We start from the raw sequence: 23,457 nt of genomic DNA, 5'->3' as shown, positions 1-23,457 counted from the left end.
TTGTTACGCTGGTGCACATGACCGCCATGGCACCCGCCCGCACCGCCCCGGACCTCTCCTACCTCCTGGACCACACGAGTCACGTCCTGCGGACCCAGATGTCGGCGGCTCTCGCCGAGATCGGGCTCACGGCACGCATGCACTGCGTACTGGTCCACGCCCTGGAGGAGGAGCGCACCCAGATCCAGCTCGCCGAGATCGGCGACATGGACAAGACCACGATGGTGGTGACCGTGGACGCCCTGGAGAGCGCGGGCCTCGCCGAGCGCCGGCCGTCCGGCCGGGACCGGCGGGCCCGGATCATCGCGGTCACCGAGGAGGGTGCCCGGCTCGCCGAGCAGAGCCAGCGGATCGTCGACCGGGTGCACAAGGACGCGCTGCAAGCCCTCCCCTCCGACGACCGGGAGGCCCTCCTGCGAGCCCTGAATCAGCTGGTCGGAGGCCAGTTGGCCACCCCGGTGGAGAGCCCCGGAACCGTCCGACGCGCGCGCCAGAACAAGAAGTAGCCCAGCACAACAACAAGGCCCGAAACAAATAGTCTGCAACAAAACCATCTGCTACGGTCCCTCTTGTCGACCCACTCCGACAGGAGAGTCCGATGTCTGCCCCTGCCGCCTCCGCCCCTCCCTCACCCGTGTCCGCCCCCGCCGCCGCCCCCGTCCGGGGCGCCACACGCCGGATCGCCCTCGGTGTCATCGCCACCGGCCTGCTGATGACCGTGCTCGACGGCTCGATCGTGACCGTGGCGATGCCCGCCATCCAGCACGACCTGGGCTTCTCCCCCGCCGGTATCAGCTGGGTCGTCAACGCGTACCTGATCGCGTTCGGCAGCCTGCTGCTGCTCGCCGGCCGGATCGGCGATCTCATCGGCCGCAAGCGCATGTTCGTGGCAGGCACCGCAGTCTTCACCGCGGCCTCGCTCCTCGCGGGCCTCGCAGCCTCCCCCGGCGTCCTGATCGCCGCCCGCTTCCTGCAAGGCGTCGGCAGTGCCATGGCCTGCGCCGTGGGCCTCGGCATCCTGGTCACCCTGTTCACCGAGCCCGGTGAACGCGCCAGGGCCATCGCCGTGTTCAGCTTCACCGGCGCGGCGGGGGCCTCGATCGGACAGGTGCTCGGCGGGGTCCTCACCGACGCCCTCGACTGGCACTGGATCTTCTTCATCAACCTGCCGATCGGGCTCGCGGCCCTCGTCGTCGCCGTGCGCGTGCTGCCCGCCGACCGCGGTCTCGGCCGCTCCGCCGGAGCCGATGTCATCGGCGCGCTCCTGGTGACCGCCGGGCTGATGCTTAGCATCTACACCGTCGTCCGGGTGGAGACGTACGGCTGGGTGTCCGCGCCCACGCTCGGCCTCGGCGCGCTCGCCCTCGTACTGCTCGCCGCGTTCGTCGCCCGCCAGGCCACCGCCCGCACCCCGCTCCTGCCGCTGCGGGTCCTCCGCTCGCGCAGCGTCTCGGGCGCCAACCTGGTGCAGGTCCTCATGGTGGCCGCGCTCTACTCGTTCCAGGTCCTGGTCGCCCTCCACCTCCAGAACGTGCTGGGTTACGGTGCCGCGGCGACCGGTCTCGCGATGCTCCCGGCCGCGGTCGCCATCGGGGCCGTGTCACTGGGCGTCTCGGCCCGCCTGAACGCGCGGTTCGGCGACCGGAACGTGCTGCTGGCCGGGCTCGTCCTGCTGATCGGCGTCCTCGGCCTGCTCACCCGCGTACCCGTACACGCTCATTACGTCACCGATCTGCTCCCCGTGATGCTGCTCGCCGCGGGCTTCGGGCTCGCTCTTCCCGCGCTGACCGGACTCGGCATGTCGGGGGCGCGGGACGGCGATGCCGGGCTCGTCTCCGGGCTGTTCAACACCACGCAGCAGATCGGCATGGCCATCGGCGTCGCGGTGCTGTCCACGCTGGCGGCCGCCCGTACCGACACCCTGCTCGCGGACGGCCTCGGCCGCGCCGAGGCGCTGACCGGGGGCTACCACCTGGCCTTCGCCGTCGGTACGGGGCTCCTGGTGACCGCGTTCGTCGTGGCGTTCGCGGTGCTGCGGCGCCCCGTGCAAACCGCCACCGGGCAGCAGGGCCGGCCGGGGACCGGCCCCGCTCCTCGCGCCCTCACCGACCAGGAGCTCTCGCGGCTGCTCACCGAGCAGCAGTTCGGGACCCTGGCGAGCATGCGGCGCACCGGGCACCCGCACCTGTCGACCGTCCTGTACGACTGGAGTCCCGAGGAACGCGTCGTACGCGTCTCCACCACCGCCGACCGCCTCAAGGCGCGTCAGCTGCGCAACGATCCGCACGCCGCCCTGCACGTACAGGGCCCGGACGTATGGTCGTTCGCGGTCGCCGAGGGAGAGGCGGAGGTGTCGGAGCCGACCACCGTGCCCGGCGACGCGACCGGCCGCGAACTGCTCTCCCTGACCCCGGGCTTCGGGACCCCCGAGGAAGAGGCGGCCTTCCTGAGGCAGGTCGTCGCGGACCGGCGCGTGGTGATCCGCCTCCGGATCGGCCGGCTGTACGGGACGGCGCTGGACATACCGGCCGGCAACTGACGGCGGCCGTGCGCGCCGGGCCCGCGGTTTCGACCGCGCCCCCTCCTACTCGTCCCCGAGCCCCGACCGCAGCTGTACGAAGGCGAGTTCGGCCGCCTCGACGGCGCTTCCGTACGCCTGGTCCGCACTCTCCCCCGCGTCGATCCGCCGCCAGTTCTCCAGGCCCAGGATGCGCTGTACGGCGATGATCTGGCCCGCGGCCAGTCTGTCCCGCACCCGGTCGCCCAGCGCACGGGCGAGCGCCGCCTCCGAGCGGCCCTGGTAGGCGTACAGGCGGGCCACCAGGGACGGCGTCCCGTACAGCAGCCGCATGAACGCCAGCACCTGCGGGGCGTCGCAGAGCCCGGTCACCGGGTCGCGTCGCTCCAGGCCGTCCAGGAAGTGGCGGCGCAGGGCGTCCAGGGGAGATTCGGTCTCCGCGCGGGCGGCGACGACGCGGGCGGCCTCGTCCTCGTGGTCGGCGAACCGGTGCAGTGCCAGATCCTCCTTGGACGGGAAGTACCGGAACAGCGTCGGCTTGGAGATGTCCGCTGCGGCCGCCACCTCCGCCACCGAGACCTTGTCGAAGCCCCGCTCCAGGAACATCGCGATCGCGGCATCGGAGACCGCCTGATACGTCAGCCGCTTCTTCCGCTCCCGCAGGCTCATCGACGCAGGGGCCGCAGGGGGCGCATGCGCCGCCGTCCCGGGCCCGGGCTTCTCTCCGCTCATGACGATGAAGCGTACGCCTTGACCTCAACTTGACTTGACGTCCGAGAGTGGGCACACGGGCGCCGGACGAGCCGGACGCCGACGGCCGGAAGGGTGTGGTCCAGATGCGTGCGGTGCTGGTCAGGGAGTCGGGCGGTCCGCAGGTGCTGGTGGCGGCCCAGCTGCCCGAGCCGATGGCAGGTCCGGGTGAGGTGGTGATCGAGGTGAGCCACGTTGACATCGGCTTCGTGGAGACCCAGATCCGCTCCGGCGGGTTCACGGAGTACTTCCCGATCCGCCCGCCGTACGTGCCGGGCGGCGGGGTCTCCGGCACGGTCCGTACGGTCGGCGAGGGTGTCGACGCCGGGTGGCTGGGCCGACGGGTCATCGCCTCCGTCGGCGCCACGGGCGGCTGCGCGGAACGGGTGGTGGCCTCCGTGGACCGGCTGGCTCCGGTGCCCGACGGGGTCGGGCTGCGCGAGGCCGCCGCCCTCGTGCACGACGGGGCGACGGCCGCCGCCCTGCTGGAGAGGACCGCCCCGAAGCCGGGCGAGCGCGTACTGGTCCTCGGCGCTTCGGGCGGCATGGGCACGCTGCTGGTGCAGTTGCTGCACGCGGCGGGCGTGCACGTGGTCGCGGTGGCCCGCGGTGAGCGGAAGGGCGCTCTGGTACGGGAGTTGGGCGCCGACACCGTGATCGACGGCGCGGAACCGGAATGGGCCGAGCGGGCCCGTACCGCACTGGCGGACGCGGGCGGCGCGGCCGACGTGGTCCTGGACGGGGTCGGCGGCGAGACCGGCCTGGCGGCCTTCCCGCTGACGGCCGAAGGCGGCCGGTTCTCCGCCCACGGGGCCCCGACCGGCCGTTTCGCCCCCGTCGACCCTCAGGAGGCGGCACGGCGCTCCATCGCGCTGTTCGGCATCGCGGACGTCCAGCTCACGGAGACGGAGCACGCCCGACTGGCCGGGAGGGCACTGGCCGAGGTGGCGGCGGGGCGGCTGCGGCCGGTGATCGGCCACGTATATCCGCTGGCCGAGGCCTCGCAGGCGCATGCGGCGATCGAGGCACGCAGCCTGATCGGAAAGGCGCTGCTCACCACAGGGTCCTGAAGCCCCCTGCCTCAGTACCGCCCCCGCCCCGCCCCCTCAGCGGTTCGTCCCGGACAGGAGTGCCGGGAGCGCCGTTCAGGGTGCGGATGCGGTGACCGCGGGTGCGTGTGTCCTGAACCACCGCACATAGACGGACATCACCTGCCTCAGCGTGGGCACGGCCTCCAGCCCCAGCGGCCGCCGGGCCGCCACCAGGGCCTGCTGCACCCGCCATGCGACCAGCGGCAGCCGTCTCAGGTTCGGCTCCCGTCCCGGCCCCGGCTGATTCAGGGCCAGGGCGGCGCGGATCACATCCGTATAGACCGACTGCGCCCGCTTGTACGCGAGCAGCACCTCCAGATCCGTCTCCCACCCCTTGACACACTCCGGCCGCAGATCCCCGACCGCCCGCCACCAGATCCCGGCGACCCGGTCCGCCTCCTTGGCCTGATAGCGCATCAGATGCAGATGCGTGGCCAGGTCGTAGAGCGGATCACCGATCATGGCGAGCTCCCAGTCGATGGTCCACAGGTCACCCTGCGCGTCGACGATGAAGTTCTCCCGGTGCAGGTCGCCCTGGACCAGAGCGAAAGGACGAGGTTTCAGCCTCGCGGCTTCGCTCCGCAGACGGTCCAGGCCGCCGCCGTGCACTCCGAGTTCGGAGAAGAGAGATCCGTAGCGTTGCACGTGGCGGCGGTAGACATGGTGCTCGGTGAAGCCGATCAGCCGCGTCAGGAAGTCGGCCGAATCGTCCTCCCGGCCGGTCGGCCTGCCGACTGCCCGCGGGCCGACCACCACGCCGATCTCGTCGGCGTCGATCGAGACCAGCTCGCGGAAGAGTCCGCCGAGCTGGCCCAGGTGGCGCCCCGACAGCGGTGTCCCGATGGGGCTGACCTCGCCGAGTGTCCGCCCCTCGATGAATGAGTAGATGGGGACCCCCTTGTACTCGGCGAGTACAGGTATGCGGGTGACGCGCCCCTGCAGAGCACCCAGGAGCGCGTCCTCCGAGGCGAACGGACGGGGATCGAACCGGAGGAGTCCTTCACGTGGGTACCGGCACTTCCACCAGGTCTGCAGGCCGGAACCGTCCTCGGCAGGCAGCACAAACGCGTACGTCTCATGGTGATAGCCGTTCAGCGGCCCCACCAGCAGGGTCCCGTCCGGCACCAGCGCGGCTACGTGCATCCGGGCCGCGGAGGCCGCCCCGGGTATCGCCCCTGCCGACGACTCCACGACGGCGGGTGCCGGGAGCGCCGTCACAGACGGACCCGGCCGACGGCGGCGCGGCCGCACTCCGCATGAACCGAGAACCCCACGTGGTGGCGACAGGACACACGGGCCGGGTCGGCCACCTCGTCGCGATCCATATAAGGAAGGTACAACTCACGGCCGATCTAACGCACTTGTGCCTTCACAAGGCGTTCGCCGCGTCGGCCAGCACCTGCATCGTCGCGATCACGGAAAGCCGACCGCCGCCCGGCCCCCGGGTCCGCAGCGCCTGACGCTTCTCGGGTTTGCGGTGATAGCCGAGGAACGGCATACCCGCACGCTGCGCCGCCTGCTGGTCCGAGAGCGAATCACCGATCATCAGGTGCTCCGCCGTATCGGCCCCCGATACCCGCATCACCTCGTACAGGGCCCAGGGGTTCGGCTTCATGAGCTTCACATCGGCCTCGCACCGGCCGATGACCGGACCGTCGAAGCACTCCAGCAGCGACTCGCGTTCGAGGTAGCGCGTGATGGCACCGCGATGGTTGTTGGATGCCACCGCCAGTCGCCTGTACATCGACGGAGGCGCGCCCGTCGCCCCCCGCCCAGCCGACCCGCTCCAGGCGCGGATGAAGGCCCCGGCCCCGGGCGTCGGCTCCGCATGCTCCGCCGACTTGAGCTCCCAGGCGGTCAGAGCGCCCTGCATCTCGTCGGCCGCGATGTCCCACGGGTGTGCGCCGTCACGGTCCGCCGCGGCCCGCGCATACGTACTGAAGACCTCGTGGGGGTCCTTGCTGTACCTGACCTCGACCAGCTCGATGCGGTGCGATGCCGCAATCTTCAGCAGCTCGTCGGCGATGTCACCCGCCACACTCTCCTGAGTCCGGTGACCGCCGGCGAAGAGCCTGGCAATGGGGCCGTCGAAGTCGAGTACGACACATCGGGCACGGAAGAGCATGTCCCGCACCTCCCGAACGGACGCGGTGTCCGGGGATGCGGGGATGGCCGTGGCATGAGACACGATCAGAAGTCCGCCCTTGCGGCTAGGTTGTCCCAGTTCGAATCGAAGAACGCCTGAAACGTGCGCACAATGCCGACCTGATCGGGGGTGGCGTCGGCCGAGGCACGGTACGGGAAGAGGGTTGCTCCCGTGCCGTAGGCGTCGAAGATCTCGACTTCCTCTCGGTCGGGAGGGAGCGGGATGGTGCCCTCTTCCGTCACGTAGAGGCCCTGTAGCGCCAGTCGGCGGTTCAGAATGTACAGCTTCATCTGGGGTGAGAACGGCACCAGCCGCACCTCGACCTCGACTTCGGGAACGAACCCCTGGTACAGGAGTTCGAACAAGGCCTCCCTGAGCATCGTCGCGTGACTCTGCAGGATCCCCTTCAGCCGCCGCCGCACCCGGGGGTCGTCCGAGCCGTCCACCGGCCGTGGAATCGCCAGGTGCGGGGAGTCGCAGTCGGGGAGCATCAGCCGGGCCCTGATGCTCCGGGGCGGCTTGATGACGCCGGTCATGATGCGGTTCTTCTGGTCGGACACCCGTGCGGCCAGCGACTCCGTGGTCATCGAGAAGACATCGAGCCGCACCTCGGTGGCCTCGAATGCCTCCTCCAGATAGGGCTTCAGCAGCACAGGAGGGACGCTCTCCGAAACGACCGCCCACACATCGTCGTCCTCGTGCCCGGCTTCGGCCGCGACGCCAGGGCCGGACGGGGTGATGCCGTCCTCCGGCCCACCACTGACGAACGTCCCGCTGCCCTGCCGGGTGACGATCAGACGCTTTTCCCGGAGAATGCGCAGCGCTTCATTGACCGTGCTGCGGGAGACGCCGTACTGCTCGACCAGCTGCTCCTGCGTGGGCAGGCGGTCACCGGGCCTCCACTTTTCGCTGTTGATGCCTTTCAGCAGGTCATCGGCGACTCGCTGGTACTGACGCCTACCGTCCGATGCAGCAGACCCATGATTTGTCACCTGTCAACCATACAACTATGAGCGCCAGCACAGGAGATGCGACCCTCGGCCGCTCCAATCGTCATCCGGTTGACATCAACACACCCGTACAACCAGACAAGTTTGCGACTACTCACCCACAGGGAAGAATGAGCTCAAGTCAACCGGTCAAATTCGGGAGAGTTGATTGGTTGCTGAGAGTCGCAGGCAGCGTCCGAGCGGCACAACGGAGTGCGAGCACCGACGCCCCTTCACCACCGGAGGAGTGATCGCCATGCCATTCATCACGCTGGGACTTGAGCAGATCGTTCAGTGGAAGTACGGCTTCATGGGAACGGTGGGCCTGGCTCTGCTTACATTTGGGCTCAAGGCGGGGAGCCCCAACTGCGCCTGCGCGGGAGCTCTGATCCTGGCTCTGCTCATCGTCCCCACCGACGGTTGAGCGTGTAACGGTGCCATCAGATCAGCTGCGCAGGACCAGTTCGGTCGCGATGGTGCTCCACAGGCTCTCGAACCACGCCTCGGACTGCGTCACGAACAGCTGATCCCGTACCGCGGCGGAGCTTTCGAAGCGGAAGAGTGTCGAATCGCTGCCCAGCACGTCGAACAGCTCGGTGGGTTCGCCGTGGATCAGTTCTTCGCGCTTCGTCACGGTGTAGTACGCGAACAGCGCCTCCGACCCGTTCAGGAGATACAGCTTGACGGGTGGGGTGAACGGCAGGGCCCTCATCTCCACCTCGACGTGCAGGTCCCGCGTGCTGCGCAGAGCTTCGAGGTTGTGCCTGACCACATGCGCCTGCGAGTTGCGCAGGGCCAGCCAGCGCTCGTGCACCGCCCGGTCGCCCTCCAAGGGCTCGGTACGGCGGGGGAAGGCCATGTCGAGGTCGCGGGCGGGCAGCAGGACCCGCACCTTCACCGAACTCGGTGACAGCCGCCCCGCCCTTATCCGCTGCAACGGCTCGGCCAGGGCCAGGGTGAGGGACTCGGCCGTCAGGCAGAGCGCGTCGATGCGTACGTTTTCGTCGCTCTCGAACGCCCCAAGAATCCGCGGCCCGAGCCCGGCCGCGGTCTGCAGGGGCGTCTCGGCATCGGCCGGGCTCGCCACCTGGGGCGGCATCCCCCTGGTGACGGCGGCGAGAAGACCATCATCCTGCATACGCTGAAGCGCCAGCCGGATCACGCCCCGTTCGACTCGGAACTCCTCCGCCAGCGCGGACTGAGTGGGCAGGTGATCCCCGGCCTTGAGCTCTCCGGTACGGATCCGCTCCCGAAGGGCGTCCGCCACCTCCTCGGACGAGGGCATCCGGCTGCCGTCCATCGCTGTGTGCTCGGGGGTCACGGAAGAACGCTACAACTTCGTTCACCGTAAAGGTGGTTGAACCTGCTCGGCTGCGGGCGGCAGACCCTCAGAACACATCCGGGCACCAAGCCCGCCGCGCCGCCCGGAACATGGTCTCCGCTCGCGCAACAGCTCCCGGTGTGAGTTCTTCGATGCGGCCCAGGGCTGCCAGGCGGGTCGGGGATTCGTCGCCCAGGTAGAGCGTGGCCAGCTCCCTTGCGTCCAGGGCCAGATCGGCGGTGGTCCTGGTGGGGGTGCAGGTTGTGCCGGCGGGGGTGGCGTTCAGGTGGTAGCGGCCGGTGGTCAGGGACGTGGGGTCGTGGATGTCCAGGGTCAGTGCGCCGGGTGCCGCGTAGGTGCGGGCCTCCAGGGCGCGGGGGACGTCCAGGAGGCGTACCCACAGCCAGTCCGCCTGGGTGACGATGCGGGCCGCGCGCGGGTCCGGGAGGAGGTGGGGCAGCAGGTCGTCGGGGGCGCGGTGGCCGGTGCGGACCGTGCTGATCCAGTCGATCGAGCAGACGAAGTGCCACAGGGCCCGTTCCGCCGCCGGGGTGTCGGCGATCAGGTCGAAGACGGTCGCCCGGTTCAGGGGCTGCTTGGCGTCGCCCCAGTGGTCGTCGGCGCGGTAGATGATCAGGCCGTCGGGCTCGCCGTCCGCGTTGCTGTAGACGGCGTAGAAGGGCTCCGTCCAGGCGTCGGGGTCAGGCCGGTTCTCGCCGGTGGTCAGTTCCCACCAGCGTGTGTCGCGGCTGACCGTGCCGTGCTGCCGGGTGCGCAGCCGGTCGTGGAGGGCCGGGCCCAGCTTGCGTACGTCCGCGCCGCTCACCAGGTCGATCCGGCCGCCGTCCTGCGCGGAAGGGCCCGACCAGCGCGGGTCGAGGCCCGCCCTCGGTACGTCGATCTCCCACTCGGTGGTGCACGCCGCCGAACCGAAGCCGTACCGCCCGTAGATCGGGTACTCGGCGGCTATCAGCGTGGCGACCACATCACCGCGCTCCTTCGCCGCCGCCAGGTCCGCGGCCATCATCCGGCTGAGCAGCCCGCGGCGGCGGTGCGTCGGCGACACCGTGACGTTGGAGATCGCGTCGGCCGGCACCGTGGCGCCGCCGACGACCGTGAGCTCCTGCGCGAACGAACGGAACGTGGCCACGCACCGCCCGCCGTCGAACGCGCCCTGCGTACGGGCCGGGTCGATGTGCGGGAGACGGACGGCGACCTCCTTCTCCGTCACCGACGGCGGGCGCAGAAACCCGGTGTTGAGGGCGCGCAGCCAGTTGGGGAACTCGGATTCGGCGATCGGACGGACATCAGGACCCATGCACTCCACGCTAGGCACCCGGCCCGCCGGATGTCGCCCGCTTTTCCGGCGCCCCGCGCAGTCCGATCAGAACGCTGCCCGGATCTCGCCCACCTCACCGCCGCCGCCCAGCAGCGGCTCGCGCCCGATCCGGGAGACCACCGGCGCATCGATGCCGAGCAGGCGCAGCGACTGCGCCAGAACCGGGCCGAGCGCCCGCGTCGCACCGTCGTCGATCTTGAAGGCCAGTGCCCGGCCGTCCGCCAGCGCCACCGCCTGCACCGCCTCCGCGCCCATCTTGGAGAGCGTGCCGGGCACCTCCCGCATCAGCCAGGTGTCGGGGCGGCGGGTTCCGGCGACGTACTCGGGGTGGGCCCGCATCGCGTCCCCGACCCGGCGCTCCGCCGTCCCCGGCTCCGCCAGTACGAACGAGCGGAAGGCCCGCGCCAGACCCATCAGGCTGATCGCCACCAGCGGCGCCCCGCACCCGTCCGTACCGACCGCCGCGACCGGCTCGCCCGCCGCCTCCTCGACCACCTGGTGCACCAGCTGCTGGAGCGGGTGCGAGGGGTTGAGGTAGGACGCCCGGTCCCAGCCGTTCAGCGCGCACACCGCGAGCATCGCCGCGTGCTTGCCGGAGCAGTTCATGGTGATCCTGTCCCGGACGTTGCCCGCGGCGAGATACTTCTCGGCCTCCGCCGGGTCCAGCGGCAGATCGGGCGGGGTCTGCAGATCACCGGGCGTCAGTCCGTGCTCGGCGAGCATCGTGCGGACGAGTTCGAGATGGAAGCCCTCGCCCGAGTGGCTCGCGGCGGCCAGTGCCAGCCGCTCCCCGGACAGATCGAGCCCGGCCCGCAGCACGGCCGCGGCCTGCATCGGCTTGTTGGACGAGCGCGGGAAGACCGGCGCCGCCGGGTCGCCCAGGACCCGCTCCACACTTCCGTCGGCGGCCAGGACCACCAGCGAGCCCCGGTGCCGGCCCTCCACGAAACCGGACCGTACGACCTCGGCCAGGACGGGGTGGGCGGGGGATATGACGGAGGGGACGGCGGGGGCCGCGCTGGAGGTCATGGTGGCCTTCCGGGGACGGGCTGGAACCCGCCCCCGGAAGGATCGCTTCAGGCGAGCAGGTCGTCTACTTGTGCTTCACCTTCACGGTACCTGCGGGCGATCTCCGCACTGCAATCGTCAGCGGTGCGTTGCAGCTGGTGACGGCGGCGCGAGACCTGCTGCTCGTAGCGGACCAGGCGCCCCATCGCGGCGTGCAGCTCCTCGTCCGTACGGGCGTCGAGGTCGGAGAGCTCGACCTCGGCGAGCGTCTCGGCCGCCAGCCGGCGGTACTCGTCGCTGCGCGGTGTGGTGAGCGTGACATGCCGGGCGGATGAACGGTGCTGGGACGGGGTGTCGGCGAGAATCTCCGACAGCCGGTCCACCACCGGTGTCTCCGGGTCCCGCCTGCGGGCCAGCTCGGCCCGCAGGATGTCGATGCGCCCCTGGACCAGCCGCCGCACATAGCTGAGGTCGGCCTCGTCGCGCTGCGAATCGCGGCGCAGTGTGCGCAGCTCCGGCAGTCGCAGGCCGTCCAGTTCGGTCTGCGGTCCCGTGGACAGGCCGTCCGCGGGACCGTGTCCGGTGCGCTGGACGGGTGGGCGCATGGTGCTGGCACTGATGCTGGTACTGGTACTGGTACTGGCGCCGGTGCACGTGACCGGCACGGCACCGGGGGACTGCCCGGTTCCATAGGTACTCATACGTGTGTCCATCCCCTCGACCGGTGCGTCGGCACACCGCCTTCCCAGCATGGTGCCACTCCGGTGAGACCCGTGTGGATGCTCTGTACCCGTTCAGCCCAAGATGGGTTGGCCGAGATAGGTTGGTCCGTATGCGTGCAGTGGTGCAGAGGGTGGACGGTGCGAGCGTCACGGTGGCCGACGGCGCGGGCGCGTCGGGCGGGCCCGAGGTGGTCGGCGAAATCGTCGGTGAAGGACTGTGTGTGCTGGTGGGAGTCACCCACGGGGACACCGCGGAGAAGGCCGCGCAGCTGGCCCGCAAGCTCTGGTCGGTCCGCATTCTGGAGGGCGAGAAGTCCTGCTCCGACGTGAATGCACCGCTTCTGGTGATTTCGCAGTTCACTCTCTACGGGGACGCCCGTAAGGGGCGCAGGCCCACCTGGAACGCCGCGGCACCCGGCGAGATCGCCGAGCCGCTGGTCGACGAGGTGGTGGCCCAGCTGCGGGCGCTGGGCGCACAGGTGGAGGCGGGCCGGTTCGGGGCGGACATGCGGGTCTCGCTCACGAACCACGGCCCGTTCACCGTGATCATCGAGGTCTGAGCCGAGGTACGGACAGCGCGTCCGAGCCCGGGTACGGGCAGTGCGGTCCGCGCGGCTGGTCCGCGCAGGACTACGGCTCCACGACCGTCTCCTGGGCAGCCGCCGTGTCCCCCGCGAGCAGCTCCGCGTCCACCGCGACGTTCCGCTTGACCAGGGCCAGGGCGATCGGCCCCAGCTCGTGGTGGCGGGCGGATGTGGTGATGAAGCCCAGCTGCCGGCCCTCGGCGCCGTCCGCCGCGAGCCGCACCGGCGTGCCGTGTCCGGGCAGGACGACCTCGCTGCCGTCCAGGTGCAGGAAGACCAGCCGCCGCGGCGGCTTGCCCAGGTTCTGCACCCGGGCCACCGTCTCCTGACCCCGGTAGCAGCCCTTCTGGAGGTGGACGGCGGTGCCGATCCAGCCCAGCTCGTGCGGGATGGTGCGGTGGTCGGTCTCGAAGCCGAGGCGCGGGCGGTGCCCCTCGACGCGCAGCGCCTCGTACGCCAGGATGCCGGCCACGGGTCCGTTGTCGGCCGCGTACTTCTCCAGGTCGGCGCGGGGCAGGAACAGATCCCGGCCGTACGCCGTCTCCCGTACCGTCACACCGTCCGGGACGTCCGCGATGGAGCCGGCCGGCAGGTACACCACGGCGAATTCCTCGGTACGGTCGGCGACTTCGACCCGGTAGAAGAACTTCATGGACTCCAGGTAGGCGATCAGATCGCCCTGCGTGCCCGGTTCGGCGTGCATCCACACGGTCTCGCCGTCGTCGACGAGATAGAGGGCGTGCTCGATGTGCCCGTTCGCGGAGAGGATCAGGGCCTCGGTGGCCTGTCCCGGGGCGAGTTCGCTGACGTGCTGGGTGAGCAGCAGATGCAGCCAGGCCAGCCGGTCGCTGCCGGTGACGGTGACGACGGCGCGGTGCGAGAGATCGACGAGGCCAAAACCTTCGGCGAGGGCGCGCTGCTCGCGGAACAGGTCACCGTAGTGCGCGGCGACGCCTTCGTCGCGGCCTTCGGCGGGGACGGCGCCGGGCAGGGACAGCAGGGGGCTCTTCATGCGACCAGCGTACGACGCGATTTACGGCTTGGGATCGGCCGCATCGTCCGTCCGGGCCCCGCCCTCGGATCCCGCCGCCGCCGACGCCGTGCAGTCGGTGCAGCGGCCGAAGATCGCGAAGTGCTTCATGTCCGTCTCGAAACCGAAGCCGCCCTTCAGCTTCGCGGCGAACTCGGCGACGACGTCGACATCGGCCTCGATGACGTTCGTGCAGTCACGGCAGACCAGATGGATGTGGTGGTGGCGGTCGGCCAGGTGGTACGTCGGCGCGCCGTGCCCCAGATGGGCGTGGCTGACCAGCTCCAGCTCCTCCAGGAGTTCGAGCGTCCGGTAGACGGTGGAGATGTTCACGCCTGACGCGGTCCTGCGCACCTCGCAGAGGATGTCGTCGGGCGTCGCGTGTTCCAGCGTGTCGACGGCTTCCAGCACCAGCTGCCGCTGCGGCGTCAGCCGGTAGCCGCGCTGCCGGAGGTCGGTCTTCCAGTCGGTGCTCACCACAGGCCCAGTGTAGGACCGGGTGAGCACCTGTCCGCAGCTTTGTGCGAGAGCACCCGCGAATGGGACAGCCCGAACGGGGCGGCCTACTTGAAGAACGCGATGCCGTCGTCCGGCAGGTCGCCCAGGCTCTTGGCCATCGCCTGGACCTCTTCCGGGGTGACGACCTTCTTCAGGTGCGCCGACATGTACGGGCGCAGCTCCACCTCGGGGGTGGCCTTCTCGCCGACCCACATCAGGTCGCTCTTCACATAGCCGTAGAGACGCTTGCCACCGCTGTACGGGCCGGAGGCCGCGGTACGGGCCACCGCGTCGGTGACCAGGTCGATCTGCGGCTTCTGGTCGGCCAGCTCGCCGTACCAGATCTCGATGACGCCCTGGTCGCGGACCATGACGATCTCGACCTTGCGGTCCTTGTCGATGCGCCAGTAGCCCGACTCGGACTCCAGCGGCCTGACCTTCTCGCCCTCGGAGTCGAGCACCCAGGTGTGCGAGACGTACTCCAGGAAATCCCGGCCGTCGTGGCTGAAGGAGACTTCCTGGCCGAAGTTGCACTGCTCGGCGCCGGGGAAGTCGGAGACTCCCGCGCCCGCCCAGTTGCCGAGGAGGAAGGCCAGCGGGACGAGGTCCGGGTGGAGGTCGGACGGGATCTCGATCATGAGCGGCTCAGACGATCTGTGAGGGGGTGATGAGCGGTGCGGACGCGGGTCAGCGCTGACCCTGGTACAGCTTCTTCACGGTCAGGCCGGCGAAGGCGAGAACGCCGACGCAGACCAGGACCAGCAGGGCGGAGAAGAATGCCTCAAGCACGGGAACTCCTTGGAGCGAGCGGTATGACAGCAGTACGGGGCCGGGCCCCAGCCTAATGGGTTGGGGCCCGGCCCGTCGGTTCGGGGTTTGCCCGGCGCCCGCCGGGAGGCAGGTCAGCCCAGCAGCTGGTTCTGCAGGATCAGCGTCTGGTGGAACGGAACCGTCGCCGTGCCCTCCTTGCCCTTGCGGGTCTGGACGACGAGGGCGAGCGTGTCACCGGCGACCAGGTACCCCTGGCGGACCTGCTCCTCGCCGTACGGCTTCGCCTCGTCGTACACGTACGACGAGGTGCCGCTCACCTTGCCGCCGCCGCTCCATCCTTCGTCGAGAACCGTCTCGGGCGCCCCGACGAGCGGCACCCCGGATCCGCTGCCGCCGTCGATCGAGTCCATGAAGCCCTGGGCGAACGCCGTCGAGTTGAACTGGACGAGATAGATCCGGGTCGACGTGCCGTCCGGCATGGTCCAGCCGCGGGCCGCGACGTGCCGCGGAGCGGAGTCCTTCAGGGTCCGGGTGATGTCGGAGCGCTTGTCCTTCACATACTCGGAGAGGTACTGCTCGGTGCTCACCCAGCCGCCGTCGAGCTTCTTGTCCGCGGTCGCTCCGGCCGGGGCGGGCAGCAGCAGGCGCCGCAGGTCGGCGTGGTGGACCTCGCCGGCATTGCCGTCGCTGTACGGACGGGGCAGACCGGCCGGGAGCGCGGGCAGGCCGAGCTCGGGATAGTCCCAGCGGCCGTCGCTCTCGGTGGCCAGACCGGGCACGTCGGTGCGCTCCATCGAGGTGATGCCCGCGGCTGTGCCGGCGCCGAGGCCCCCGCACACCAGGACGGCCGCCGTCCACCGCGCGACGGCCCGCAGGACACGCCGCGGCGGCCCGGGCGGGAGCGGCGGAGGCGGGAACAGGGGCGGCTCGGGAGCCTGCGGGACGGGGACGGGCGCGGTTTCGGTTCCGGTGGTCACGTCCGGCGTTTGCGTCGTCTGCTCGGTCATACGTACTCCCCCGGAGACGTGATGTGCTTGAGCTGGTCCTCAAGCAGTTCGGCGACTGCCGTCCGGTCGAACGGCTTGGTGCCGGACGCCGAGACGCTGATGCTCAGCTCGCCGTCGTACGCCAGGCAGTTCATCGACTCGATGGAGTCCTTGCTGCCCTTGCGCAGGACGTAGCACTTGGCGTTCCTCGTGTGCCCCTTGATCTTCGGCTCCTGGCGGAAGACGTCGAGGGACTCCAGGAGGCCCGTCCTGAAGGTGTAGAGGTTTCGGACGGCCTTCTTGTCCTTCATCCTCATGATCTCGGTGTTGATCACCATGCTGCTGCCGTCGGCATAGGAGCGGACGGCGATGCCCTCGATACGGAGCTTGTCGATCCGCTGCTCGTAGGCCCGGCGTTCCTTGCCCGCGAGGCCGTGGGCGCTCTCCTTCATGGCGGCGGTCGCGTTCTTGCCGCTCTGCTCGCCGTCGTTGCCCAGCTCCCCGTTGTCGGGGCCGAGCCGGTAGCCGCTCGGGACCGGCAGCAGCAGCTTGCTGAGCTCGGTGGAGGCCCTGCCCCGGGCCACGTCACCGGCCGGGTCCTTGCCCGGCTTGTGCGTGGGCGCCTTCCAGAGACTGGTCCTGGCGCTGCGGTCGGCGTCGTCCACCGTGATCTTGGTGTACGCGGCCGCGCCGCCGACCGCGGCCACCACCAGCACGACGGGGAGCGCCGTGAGGATCACCCGGCGCGCCCGGCCGGGGGAGGCCGGGGGAAGCGGGGTGACGGTCCCGGGCGTGTCGGCGTTCCCGTCCGGTGTGATCTGCGGCGTGGTCACGTCGTTCACAGGCGCTCCAGCTGTCGCTCGGCCAGCGTCCGGATGTCCTTCTTGCTGATCGGTACGGTGTCGAAGATGTGGATGTCGGCGACGATGTCGCCGCGGTACACGATGGCCCTGGCGTGGTACGAGGGCAGATAGCCCGGCTTCCGCTCCACCTTGTAGAGGTAGTAGCGGCCGTTGCCGCTGCCCTTGATCGCGTCGCCGTCGTTGCCCGCGCCGATCTCGGTTCCGGGCATGTACGAAAGCTGACCCTCGGCGAAGTCCTGGGCCCCCTGGAGGGTTCCCGGGCCGAACTGCACGAGGTGCGTCTCGGCGGTGCGGTACTGCCCGCGCTTCCAGGCGGCGCCCGCGGTCCGGCGTAGGTCGTACTCCAGGAAGTACTCGTACATGGAGCCCTCGTCCTTGAAGTTGCGGGCATAGAGGTCCAGGCCGAGCCAGCCGTCGCCGAGGCCCAGCATCGACTTGTCGTCGTCGCTCCAGCCCGCGGGCCTGCCGGCGAGGAGTCTGCGCAGGTCGCCGTCCGTCTTGACCTGCCGGTCCTGGGACGCGGGCAGCGGGTCCGGGACCTTGTCCGCGGGCAGTGCCTTCGCCGGGTACGCCAGATCGGGCTGCGACAGCGCGGGCAGCGGCGTCGGGGCGCGTCCGGCCTGGACGTCGTAGCCCACCGCGGTGCCACCGGCGATACCGAGGACTGCGGCAGCGGCGATCAGCAGAGCCGTACGCCCACGCGGGCGCCTCGCGACGGGCGCGGCGGGCGCAGGAGCGGGCACGGGCTCAACAGCGGGCGCGGGCTCAGCCACAGGCGCGGCCACCGGCTCCGGCGCGGGTGGCTCTGTCGCAGCGAGCGGTATCTCTTTCTCGGCGAGCGGCCCGGCCTGGCCGCCAGGAATGGTGTCTTTCGGTTCCAATTGGGTCCCCCCACGAGACCAGAGGCGCTGATTCCGTTATCCGCGCACACACCTGACTGCCACCGCAGCGATGAGGTTGCCCACCCGACGATTACAGTTCGGCATATGTCGAAGAAGCTCGTGATCAAGGTGACTGCCGGTGCCGACGCGGCCGAGCGCTGCTCGCAGGCGTTCACGGTGGCCGCGGTCGCGGTCGCCAGCGGTGTGGAGGTCTCGCTCTGGCTGACCGGGGAATCCTCGTGGTTCGCCCTGCCGGGGCGCGCCGCCGAGTTCGAACTGCCGCATGCCGCACCGCTGCCCGATCTGATCGAGTCGATCCAGGCGGGCGGGCAGATCACCCTGTGCACGCAGTGCGCGGCCCGCCGCGACATCACCGAGCAGGACGTCCTGAAGGGCGTACGGATCGCGGGTGCCCAGGTCTTCGTCAGCGAGATCATGGCCGACGGCGTCCAGGCCCTCGTCTACTGACGCACCCGCGCCATGGCTACTGGTGCCGCTTCTTGCCGTCGAGTTCGTCCCACCACTCGTCGGACTTCGGATCGCCGGACGGATCGTCCCACCAGCGGTCCTCCGGACCCCGGCGGTTGGCGACCATGGCCGCGACGGGTGGGATGACCATGGCGACGACACACATCGCTATCGCGGCGGGCATCGACCACAGCCTGACAAAGGACCAGGCCGAGACGAAAAGGACGATGCAGCCGCCCATCATCAGGAAATAGCCGCGACGGCGTCGGGCGTACATATCTCAAGCGTAGGCCCGTTCCCGCCCGTGCGAGCTTCCTCGCGAACGGCACGAAGGGCCGTACCCCGCATCAGAAGGCGTCCAACCCCCCGGGGTACGGCCCTTCGGCCGGCAGTGCGGCCGCGAGGCCGTGTTGTCCGGAACTAGACGGCGATCGCGACCTCGGAGAGGCCACCGGTCTGCGCCACGACCGTGCGGTCGGCGCTGCCGCCGGGAACCAGTGCGCGCACCGTCCACGTACCCTCGGCCGCGTAGAAGCGGAACTGCCCGGTCGCCGAGGTCGGGACCTCCGCGGTGAACTCGCCGGTCGAGTCCAGCAGACGCACGTAGCCGGTGACGGGCTCACCGTCGCGGGTCACGCTGCCCTGGATGGTGGTCTCACCGGGCTTGATGGTCGAAGCGTCGGGGCCGCCGGCCTTTGCTCCACACATGGTGTTCTGTCCTTCTGGTCGGGGGTCGTGCTGGTCCGGATCGTGCGGAGTTACTTGTTGGCGCCGAGCTCGATCGGCACACCCACGAGGGAGCCGTACTCGGTCCACGAACCGTCGTAGTTCTTGACGTTCTCCTGGCCGAGCAGCTCGTGCAGCACGAACCAGGTGAGCGCGGAGCGCTCGCCGATACGGCAGTACGCGATGGTGTCCTTCGCCAGGTCGACCTGCTCGTCCTCGTAGAGGGCCTTGAGCTCGTCGTCCGACTTGAAGGTGCCGTCGTCGTTGGCGTTCTTCGACCACGGGATGTTGCGGGCGCTCGGCACGTGGCCGGGGCGCTGGGACTGCTCCTGCGGGAGGTGCGCCGGGGCGAGCAGCTTGCCGCTGAACTCGTCGGGCGAACGCACGTCGACCAGGTTCTGGCTGCCGATCGCCTTCACGACGTCGTCACGGTAGGCGCGGATCGACTCGTCCTGCGCCTTGGCCTTGTACTCGGTGGCCGGGCGGGACGGGATCTGGTCGCCGTCGACGAGGTCGCGGGAGTCGAGCTCCCACTTCTTGCGGCCGCCGTCGAGCAGGCGGACGTCCTGGTGACCGTAGAGTTTGAAGTACCAGAACGCGTAGGACGCGAACCAGTTGTTGTTGCCGCCGTAGAGGACGACGGTGGTGTCGTTGCCGATGCCCTTCCCGGACAGCAGTTCCTCGAAGCCGGCCTGGTCGATGAAGTCGCGGCGGACCGGGTCCTGGAGGTCCTTGGTCCAGTCGATCCGGATCGCGTTCCTGATGTGGTTCTTCTCGTACGCCGAGGTGTCCTCGTCGACCTCGACGAGAGCGACCTGCGGGTCGTCGAGGTGGGCCTCGACCCAGTCGGCGTCTACCAGGACGTCACTGCGGCTCATTCTGTTCTCCTCCGGGGCAGTTTGCGGCGAGATGATGCGAGACGGTGCGTGATGCGGATGTACGGCGGCGCAGGGTGCGGCGCACGTGCACAGGCGATCGGGATGGGCCCTGACATCGGTCGAAGGGCCGGGGAATGCGGGGCGCCGAAGGCTCCCGCTCAGACAGTGCGACAGAGCATGGCGGCGACGCGGCACAGGTCCACTGCCCGCCGCTTCGTGAGATCCGCCCGTCCCCGCTGTGGGAGACCGCCAATAGAGCACTGCATGGGACCGATCGTAGGGAGGTACGGGCGGGCGTGTCACCGCCGTGTCGTATCGTGAGACACGATCGTCCGTGATACGAGACACGATAGGGGCGGAGCGCCCCTCGCATCGGTCCCCTGCCGTCGGGACACGCAAGCCATCTGCGGATCGGACGCGGCCGTCTCAATATGTGGCGCGCGGGGTCGTCGAAGCCCCCTACCCGGTCCCGGCAGGATCTATCCGGGTGCTTATCCGGCGAGCCGCACGTCCGTACCGACGACCGAGATCTCCAGGCCGTCGGCGGTCGGCTGGATCTTCTCCAGCTTCAGACCGCTGGGCAGGCCGCCGACCTCCCGCTGGAAGTCGGTCTTCTCGCGGACCAGACCCTCCAGGCCGGGGATGCCCTCACCCGGCACCTTGTCCGCGCGCACCTTCACGGTGTGGCCGTCGACCAGGGTGACGGTGGACAGGACACTGCGCGAGAGCCGTTGGCCGAGGACGTCGACCGTGCCGGTCACCTTCACCTTGCCGTCGCCGCCGTACGCGACGACGACGCCGTCGCTGGCGGCCGCGGTCAGGTCCTCGTACGAGATGACGGCGGAGCCGGTGGCCCGGGCGGCGGTGGCGCTGGAGTAGCCGTCGGCCAGCTTCACCTCGTGCAGCGCGGCGTTCATCCGGCTGATCCGGAGCCTGCGGCCGTTGGTGTCGGTCTCGATGCCGGAGATCTTGACGTCGACCTCGTCGAGCCGGTCCGCGGCGACCTGCGTGAGGAACGGGAAACCCTTGATGGAGACGTCCGTCGAACCGATCGTGGCGCCGGGGACCTGGACCCGCCCCTCGACCTCCGACTCGGCGAAGTACACCGCCGCCCGGTCGACTGCGACGAAGATCCCGCCCAGAACCACCGCTATGACCAGCAGTATTCGCAGTGCACGCATGCCCGCTCCTCCCCCACCCTGCATCCGGCCGGACCCCTGGCACCCATGCGTCCACCGATGGATGGACGCACAGCGCGCCCCGGGTGATCGACGAGCGAGCACCCCCCTTCGGTTCCCGAGGGGGGGTACCGGCCGTACAGTTCCCGCGCTAGGAGATCGCGCGGCCGATCAGATACACGGCGGGCGCCGCGGCGGTGAGCGGCAGGGCCACACCGGCCGTCATGTGGACGAACCGCGACGGGTAGTCGTAGCTCGCCACCCGCAGCCCGATCAGCGCGCAGCCGCCGGCCGCGAGGCCGAGCAGCGCACCCTTCGTACCGAAGTCGGTGAACGACCCCGCCACGGCACCGGCGCCCGCGGCGGCCAGCAGCGCGACCACGACCGAGACCGGTCCGGGCAGCGGCAGTGCGCGCACGAGCACGGCGGCCGCGACGGCCACTGCGCCCACCGTCACCGCGTCCGGGACCGCCGCGAGATGTCCGGCTGCCAGGACGGAAAGGGCGGCCGAGGCGACGGTCGCCATCAGCCCCTGCATCCGCTCGTCGGCGCTCGCGTGGCTGCGCAGCTGGAGGACCACGGTGAGCAGCACCCAGACGCCGAGCGTGCCGAGGATGGCGGCCGGTCCGTTCTCACGGCCCGCGGCGAGCAACGCGATGTCGGCGACGAAGCCACCGGCGAAGGCGAGTGCGATGCCCTGCCGGGCCGGCCACATGCCGTTCAGCCGGAACCAGCCCGCCGCGGTCACGGCCTGGAGCAGCACCAGCGGCACGAACAGGGCGTACTGCCCGAGCGCGGCACCGAGGGCGAGCAGCAGCCCGAGACCCGCGGTGATCGCGGCCGGCTGCATGCCCGGCGCGATGATCGGCGAGCGGCCCTCGGCGCGGGCGCGCTGGGCGTCGGTGACGCGGCTGTTGCCCAGGGTGGTGGGTGCGCTGTACCCGGCGGCGTCGAGCGCGGACGCGGCCGGGGGTGTGCCGGCGGGCGCGGGGGTGCTGGGTGCGGCCTGCGCCTCGGGGGGCAGGGGGTAGGAGCCGGAGGCGCCGGGGACGGGCTGAGCCGGCTGGACGGTCGGCTGGTACTGGGTGTCCCAGGTCTGGCCCTCCCAGGTCTGCGTGACACCGGGATCGTGCGGGCCGTGGGCGGCCACGGGTGCGGCGGGCTCCTGTGCGTGCCCGGTCGGCCACGCGGGCCCGGGGTTCGCCCGGGGCGCCTGGCTGGGGTCGTACGGGCCGTACGACTGCTGCGGGGCTCCGTACGGGGCCTGCTGATCGTAGGCCTGGGCGCCGTAGGACTGGTCGCCGTACGACTGGCTGCCGTGCGGCTGCTCGCCGTACGCCTGCTCCCCGTACGGCTGCGAGGGCTGTTGCTGCTGTCCGTACGGCTGCGCAGGCTGCGGCTCCTGGCCGTTCAGCGGGTCGTGCCCGGGCCCGTACCCGTAGCCCTGGTCCTGTCCGTACGGATACTGCTGATCGTTGCTGCTCATGTTCTGCGGTTCACCCTCCTGCGAACGGCGGGAGCACCTCGACCGTGCCGCCCTCGGCAAGGCGTACGGTCTCATGGCCGCGGGTCCCCACGGGGTCACCGTCGATCAGGAACGAGCACCTCTGCAGCACTCGGGTGAGTTCACCGGGGTGCCGCTCGCGCACCGCGTCGAGCGCCTCGGCGAGGGTCGCAGCGGTGTACGGCTCCTCCGCGGTCCCGGCGGCGGCCTTGGCGGCGGCCCAGTAGCGGATCGTTCCCGCAGGCATGGCGGCGTTCCTCTCGTCTCGCGTCAGCTGTCCATCATGGATCACCGCGCCACCGCCCAGTCGCCGATGCGGGTGAGCAGGCTCTCGTCCGCGGCGTTCTCGGCATGGCCCATGCCGCGCTCCAGCCACAGCTCGGCGCCCTCGCCCGCCGCGTCGGCCAGCATCCGGGGGTGGTCCAGCGGGAAGTACGGGTCCCGGTCGCCGTGCACGATCAGCAGCGGGGCCGGGGCGATCAGCCCGGCCGCCCCGGTCGGCGAGAGCGGCACCGGGTCCCAGTCGTCGCGGTCGATCCGGGTGCCGAACCCGTAGCGGCCGACGAGCCGGCCGAGGGGCCGGGTGACCAGCCAGTGCAGACGGCGCATAGGAGCCGTGCCCCGGTAGTACCAGCGGGCGGGGGCGCTCACGGCCACCACCGCATCCGCGTGCGCCCCCGTACGCGCTCCAACGCGCCCCTCGCGCTCACCGCCCGTGCGCCCCGCACGCCCCCCGATCGTTGATCGTCCCGTATACAGCGCCCCGTGCCGCAGCACCACGGAACCGCCCATGGAAAACCCCACGGTCACGATCCGCCGGTGTCCGAGCGCCCGCGCCCACTCCACCGCGGCCGCCAGATCGAGCACCTCGCGGTCGCCCACCGTCGACCGTCCGCCGGACCCGCCGTGCCCCCGGAAGGAGAACGTGATCACGGCCGCACGCTGGGAGAACACCTCGGCAGCACGTCGCACCGCGGGCCGGTCCACCGATCCGGTGAAACCGTGCGCGACCACGATCGCAGTCCCGGTCGCAGTACCGTCGAAGGATGTTTCCGCAGCGGCTCCGGCATCTGCCGTACATGGCTCGTACACCGCCTCGATACGCACTCCGTCATCGGTGCGCAATGTGGTGCGCAGCGGACCGGGGGTGATCAAGGAAACAGAAGAACTCCGAAATCGCCCCTCTGACACTGAACTCATGTGGGC

The 23,457-nt window shown here is 70.4% G+C and carries 28 protein-coding genes and 1 pseudogene; 7 read left to right on the top strand and 22 right to left on the bottom strand.

The window, feature by feature from the left end; translation table 11 throughout:
* Window positions 1–17: 17 nt before the first annotated feature.
* The 3 genes and pseudogenes from OG507_RS22380 (at window position 18) to OG507_RS40415 (ending at window position 2,539) form a co-directional block, all read left to right on the top strand.
* Window positions 18–506 carry a MarR family winged helix-turn-helix transcriptional regulator gene (locus tag OG507_RS22380; protein WP_327368968.1) on the top strand — a complete coding sequence of 163 codons (489 nt, stop codon included), beginning with the start codon at window positions 18–20 and terminating at the stop codon, window positions 504–506.
* A 92-nt stretch (window positions 507–598) separates the two neighbouring features.
* A pseudogene (locus tag OG507_RS22375) lies at window positions 599–2,071 on the top strand (MFS transporter); the annotation flags it as partial.
* A gap of 90 nt (window positions 2,072–2,161) precedes the next feature.
* Entirely contained in the window at window positions 2,162–2,539 is a 378-nt protein-coding gene (locus tag OG507_RS40415; protein ID WP_442811111.1) for a PPOX class F420-dependent oxidoreductase, read from the top strand.
* A gap of 45 nt (window positions 2,540–2,584) precedes the next feature.
* Here OG507_RS40415 and OG507_RS22370 read toward each other — a convergent pair whose 3' ends face one another.
* On the bottom strand, window positions 2,585–3,250 hold the full coding sequence (locus OG507_RS22370; protein ID WP_327368966.1) for a TetR/AcrR family transcriptional regulator: 666 nt from the start codon (window positions 3,248–3,250) through the stop codon (window positions 2,585–2,587).
* A gap of 47 nt (window positions 3,251–3,297) precedes the next feature.
* Here OG507_RS22370 and OG507_RS22365 point away from each other — a divergent pair, with 47 nt between their 5' ends.
* On the top strand, window positions 3,298–4,338 hold the full coding sequence (locus tag OG507_RS22365) for a zinc-binding dehydrogenase (protein ID WP_327368965.1): 1,041 nt from the start codon (window positions 3,298–3,300) through the stop codon (window positions 4,336–4,338).
* 75 nt (window positions 4,339–4,413) lie between these two features.
* On the opposite strand, the gene OG507_RS22360 is transcribed toward OG507_RS22365, so the two are convergent.
* The 3 genes from OG507_RS22360 to OG507_RS22350 all read right to left on the bottom strand — a co-directional run bounded on the left by OG507_RS22360 (window position 4,414) and on the right by OG507_RS22350 (window position 7,497).
* The gene (locus tag OG507_RS22360) at window positions 4,414–5,577 is read right to left on the bottom strand and encodes a phosphotransferase (protein ID WP_327368964.1); all 1,164 of its coding nucleotides are present in this window, start codon (window positions 5,575–5,577) and stop codon (window positions 4,414–4,416) included.
* A gap of 151 nt (window positions 5,578–5,728) precedes the next feature.
* On the bottom strand, window positions 5,729–6,484 hold the full coding sequence (locus OG507_RS22355) for an HAD family hydrolase (RefSeq protein ID WP_327368963.1): 756 nt from the start codon (window positions 6,482–6,484) through the stop codon (window positions 5,729–5,731).
* Between the two features lie 65 nt (window positions 6,485–6,549).
* Complete coding sequence (locus tag OG507_RS22350) at window positions 6,550–7,497, bottom strand: winged helix-turn-helix domain-containing protein (RefSeq protein WP_327368962.1); 948 nt, start codon at window positions 7,495–7,497, stop codon at window positions 6,550–6,552.
* A gap of 253 nt (window positions 7,498–7,750) precedes the next feature.
* Between OG507_RS22350 and OG507_RS22345 the strand changes: the two genes are divergently transcribed.
* Complete coding sequence (locus OG507_RS22345; RefSeq protein ID WP_327368961.1) at window positions 7,751–7,918, top strand: hypothetical protein; 168 nt, start codon at window positions 7,751–7,753, stop codon at window positions 7,916–7,918.
* Between the two features lie 21 nt (window positions 7,919–7,939).
* On the opposite strand, the gene OG507_RS22340 is transcribed toward OG507_RS22345, so the two are convergent.
* The 4 genes from OG507_RS22340 to OG507_RS22325 all read right to left on the bottom strand — a co-directional run bounded on the left by OG507_RS22340 (window position 7,940) and on the right by OG507_RS22325 (window position 11,863).
* A complete protein-coding gene (locus OG507_RS22340; RefSeq protein ID WP_327368960.1) occupies window positions 7,940–8,815 on the bottom strand; it encodes a GntR family transcriptional regulator in 876 nt (291 codons plus the stop codon).
* 67 nt (window positions 8,816–8,882) lie between these two features.
* Entirely contained in the window at window positions 8,883–10,133 is a 1,251-nt protein-coding gene (locus OG507_RS22335; RefSeq protein WP_327368959.1) for a GNAT family N-acetyltransferase, read from the bottom strand.
* 66 nt (window positions 10,134–10,199) lie between these two features.
* A complete protein-coding gene (locus tag OG507_RS22330) occupies window positions 10,200–11,183 on the bottom strand; it encodes an asparaginase (RefSeq protein ID WP_327368958.1) in 984 nt (327 codons plus the stop codon).
* A gap of 47 nt (window positions 11,184–11,230) precedes the next feature.
* Complete coding sequence (locus OG507_RS22325) at window positions 11,231–11,863, bottom strand: RsiG family protein (RefSeq protein ID WP_327368957.1); 633 nt, start codon at window positions 11,861–11,863, stop codon at window positions 11,231–11,233.
* Window positions 11,864–11,994: 131 nt separating this feature from the next.
* Between OG507_RS22325 and dtd the strand changes: the two genes are divergently transcribed.
* A complete protein-coding gene (gene dtd / locus OG507_RS22320; RefSeq protein WP_327368956.1) occupies window positions 11,995–12,444 on the top strand; it encodes a D-aminoacyl-tRNA deacylase in 450 nt (149 codons plus the stop codon).
* A gap of 70 nt (window positions 12,445–12,514) precedes the next feature.
* On the opposite strand, the gene ygfZ is transcribed toward dtd, so the two are convergent.
* From ygfZ to OG507_RS22290, 6 genes are all read right to left on the bottom strand, one after another.
* The gene (gene ygfZ / locus OG507_RS22315) at window positions 12,515–13,480 is read right to left on the bottom strand and encodes a CAF17-like 4Fe-4S cluster assembly/insertion protein YgfZ (RefSeq protein ID WP_327368955.1); all 966 of its coding nucleotides are present in this window, start codon (window positions 13,478–13,480) and stop codon (window positions 12,515–12,517) included.
* Window positions 13,481–13,501: 21 nt separating this feature from the next.
* On the bottom strand, window positions 13,502–13,978 hold the full coding sequence (locus OG507_RS22310) for a Fur family transcriptional regulator (RefSeq protein WP_327368954.1): 477 nt from the start codon (window positions 13,976–13,978) through the stop codon (window positions 13,502–13,504).
* An 83-nt stretch (window positions 13,979–14,061) separates the two neighbouring features.
* On the bottom strand, window positions 14,062–14,634 hold the full coding sequence (locus tag OG507_RS22305; protein WP_327368953.1) for an FABP family protein: 573 nt from the start codon (window positions 14,632–14,634) through the stop codon (window positions 14,062–14,064).
* Between the two features lie 264 nt (window positions 14,635–14,898).
* A complete protein-coding gene (locus OG507_RS22300; RefSeq protein ID WP_327368952.1) occupies window positions 14,899–15,774 on the bottom strand; it encodes a hypothetical protein in 876 nt (291 codons plus the stop codon).
* Window positions 15,771–16,595, bottom strand: coding sequence for a hypothetical protein (locus OG507_RS22295; RefSeq protein ID WP_327368951.1), 825 nt, complete (start codon window positions 16,593–16,595; stop codon window positions 15,771–15,773). The genes OG507_RS22300 and OG507_RS22295 overlap by 4 nt, the downstream gene beginning before the upstream one ends.
* Complete coding sequence (locus OG507_RS22290) at window positions 16,592–17,359, bottom strand: hypothetical protein (RefSeq protein ID WP_327368950.1); 768 nt, start codon at window positions 17,357–17,359, stop codon at window positions 16,592–16,594. The genes OG507_RS22295 and OG507_RS22290 overlap by 4 nt, the downstream gene beginning before the upstream one ends.
* A 243-nt stretch (window positions 17,360–17,602) precedes the next feature.
* Between OG507_RS22290 and OG507_RS22285 the strand changes: the two genes are divergently transcribed.
* On the top strand, window positions 17,603–17,965 hold the full coding sequence (locus OG507_RS22285) for a DsrE family protein (protein ID WP_327368949.1): 363 nt from the start codon (window positions 17,603–17,605) through the stop codon (window positions 17,963–17,965).
* 16 nt (window positions 17,966–17,981) lie between these two features.
* Here OG507_RS22285 and OG507_RS22280 read toward each other — a convergent pair whose 3' ends face one another.
* From OG507_RS22280 to OG507_RS22250, 8 genes are all read right to left on the bottom strand, one after another.
* Window positions 17,982–18,242 carry a DUF3099 domain-containing protein gene (locus OG507_RS22280; protein ID WP_327368948.1) on the bottom strand — a complete coding sequence of 87 codons (261 nt, stop codon included), beginning with the start codon at window positions 18,240–18,242 and terminating at the stop codon, window positions 17,982–17,984.
* A 143-nt stretch (window positions 18,243–18,385) separates the two neighbouring features.
* On the bottom strand, window positions 18,386–18,673 hold the full coding sequence (locus OG507_RS22275; RefSeq protein ID WP_030925040.1) for a DUF1416 domain-containing protein: 288 nt from the start codon (window positions 18,671–18,673) through the stop codon (window positions 18,386–18,388).
* Between the two features lie 50 nt (window positions 18,674–18,723).
* Entirely contained in the window at window positions 18,724–19,569 is an 846-nt protein-coding gene (locus tag OG507_RS22270) for a sulfurtransferase (protein WP_327368947.1), read from the bottom strand.
* Between the two features lie 158 nt (window positions 19,570–19,727).
* Entirely contained in the window at window positions 19,728–19,835 is a 108-nt protein-coding gene (locus OG507_RS40410; protein ID WP_350983699.1) for a putative leader peptide, read from the bottom strand.
* A gap of 225 nt (window positions 19,836–20,060) precedes the next feature.
* A complete protein-coding gene (locus tag OG507_RS22265) occupies window positions 20,061–20,750 on the bottom strand; it encodes an LmeA family phospholipid-binding protein (RefSeq protein ID WP_327368946.1) in 690 nt (229 codons plus the stop codon).
* Window positions 20,751–20,898: 148 nt separating this feature from the next.
* On the bottom strand, window positions 20,899–22,233 hold the full coding sequence (locus tag OG507_RS22260; protein ID WP_327368945.1) for a hypothetical protein: 1,335 nt from the start codon (window positions 22,231–22,233) through the stop codon (window positions 20,899–20,901).
* A gap of 10 nt (window positions 22,234–22,243) precedes the next feature.
* A complete protein-coding gene (locus OG507_RS22255; protein WP_124717298.1) occupies window positions 22,244–22,498 on the bottom strand; it encodes a MoaD/ThiS family protein in 255 nt (84 codons plus the stop codon).
* A 41-nt stretch (window positions 22,499–22,539) separates the two neighbouring features.
* Window positions 22,540–23,451 (bottom strand): alpha/beta hydrolase family protein, encoded by a 912-nt coding sequence (locus OG507_RS22250; RefSeq protein ID WP_327368944.1) that lies wholly within the window; start codon window positions 23,449–23,451, stop codon window positions 22,540–22,542.
* Between the last annotated feature and the right edge of the window lie 6 nt (window positions 23,452–23,457).

It is taken from the genome of Streptomyces sp. NBC_01217 (assembly GCF_035994185.1).
In the GTDB taxonomy this organism is placed as follows: Bacteria; Actinomycetota; Actinomycetes; order Streptomycetales; family Streptomycetaceae; genus Streptomyces.
This window is presented reverse-complemented; position numbering and strand designations above follow the sequence as displayed.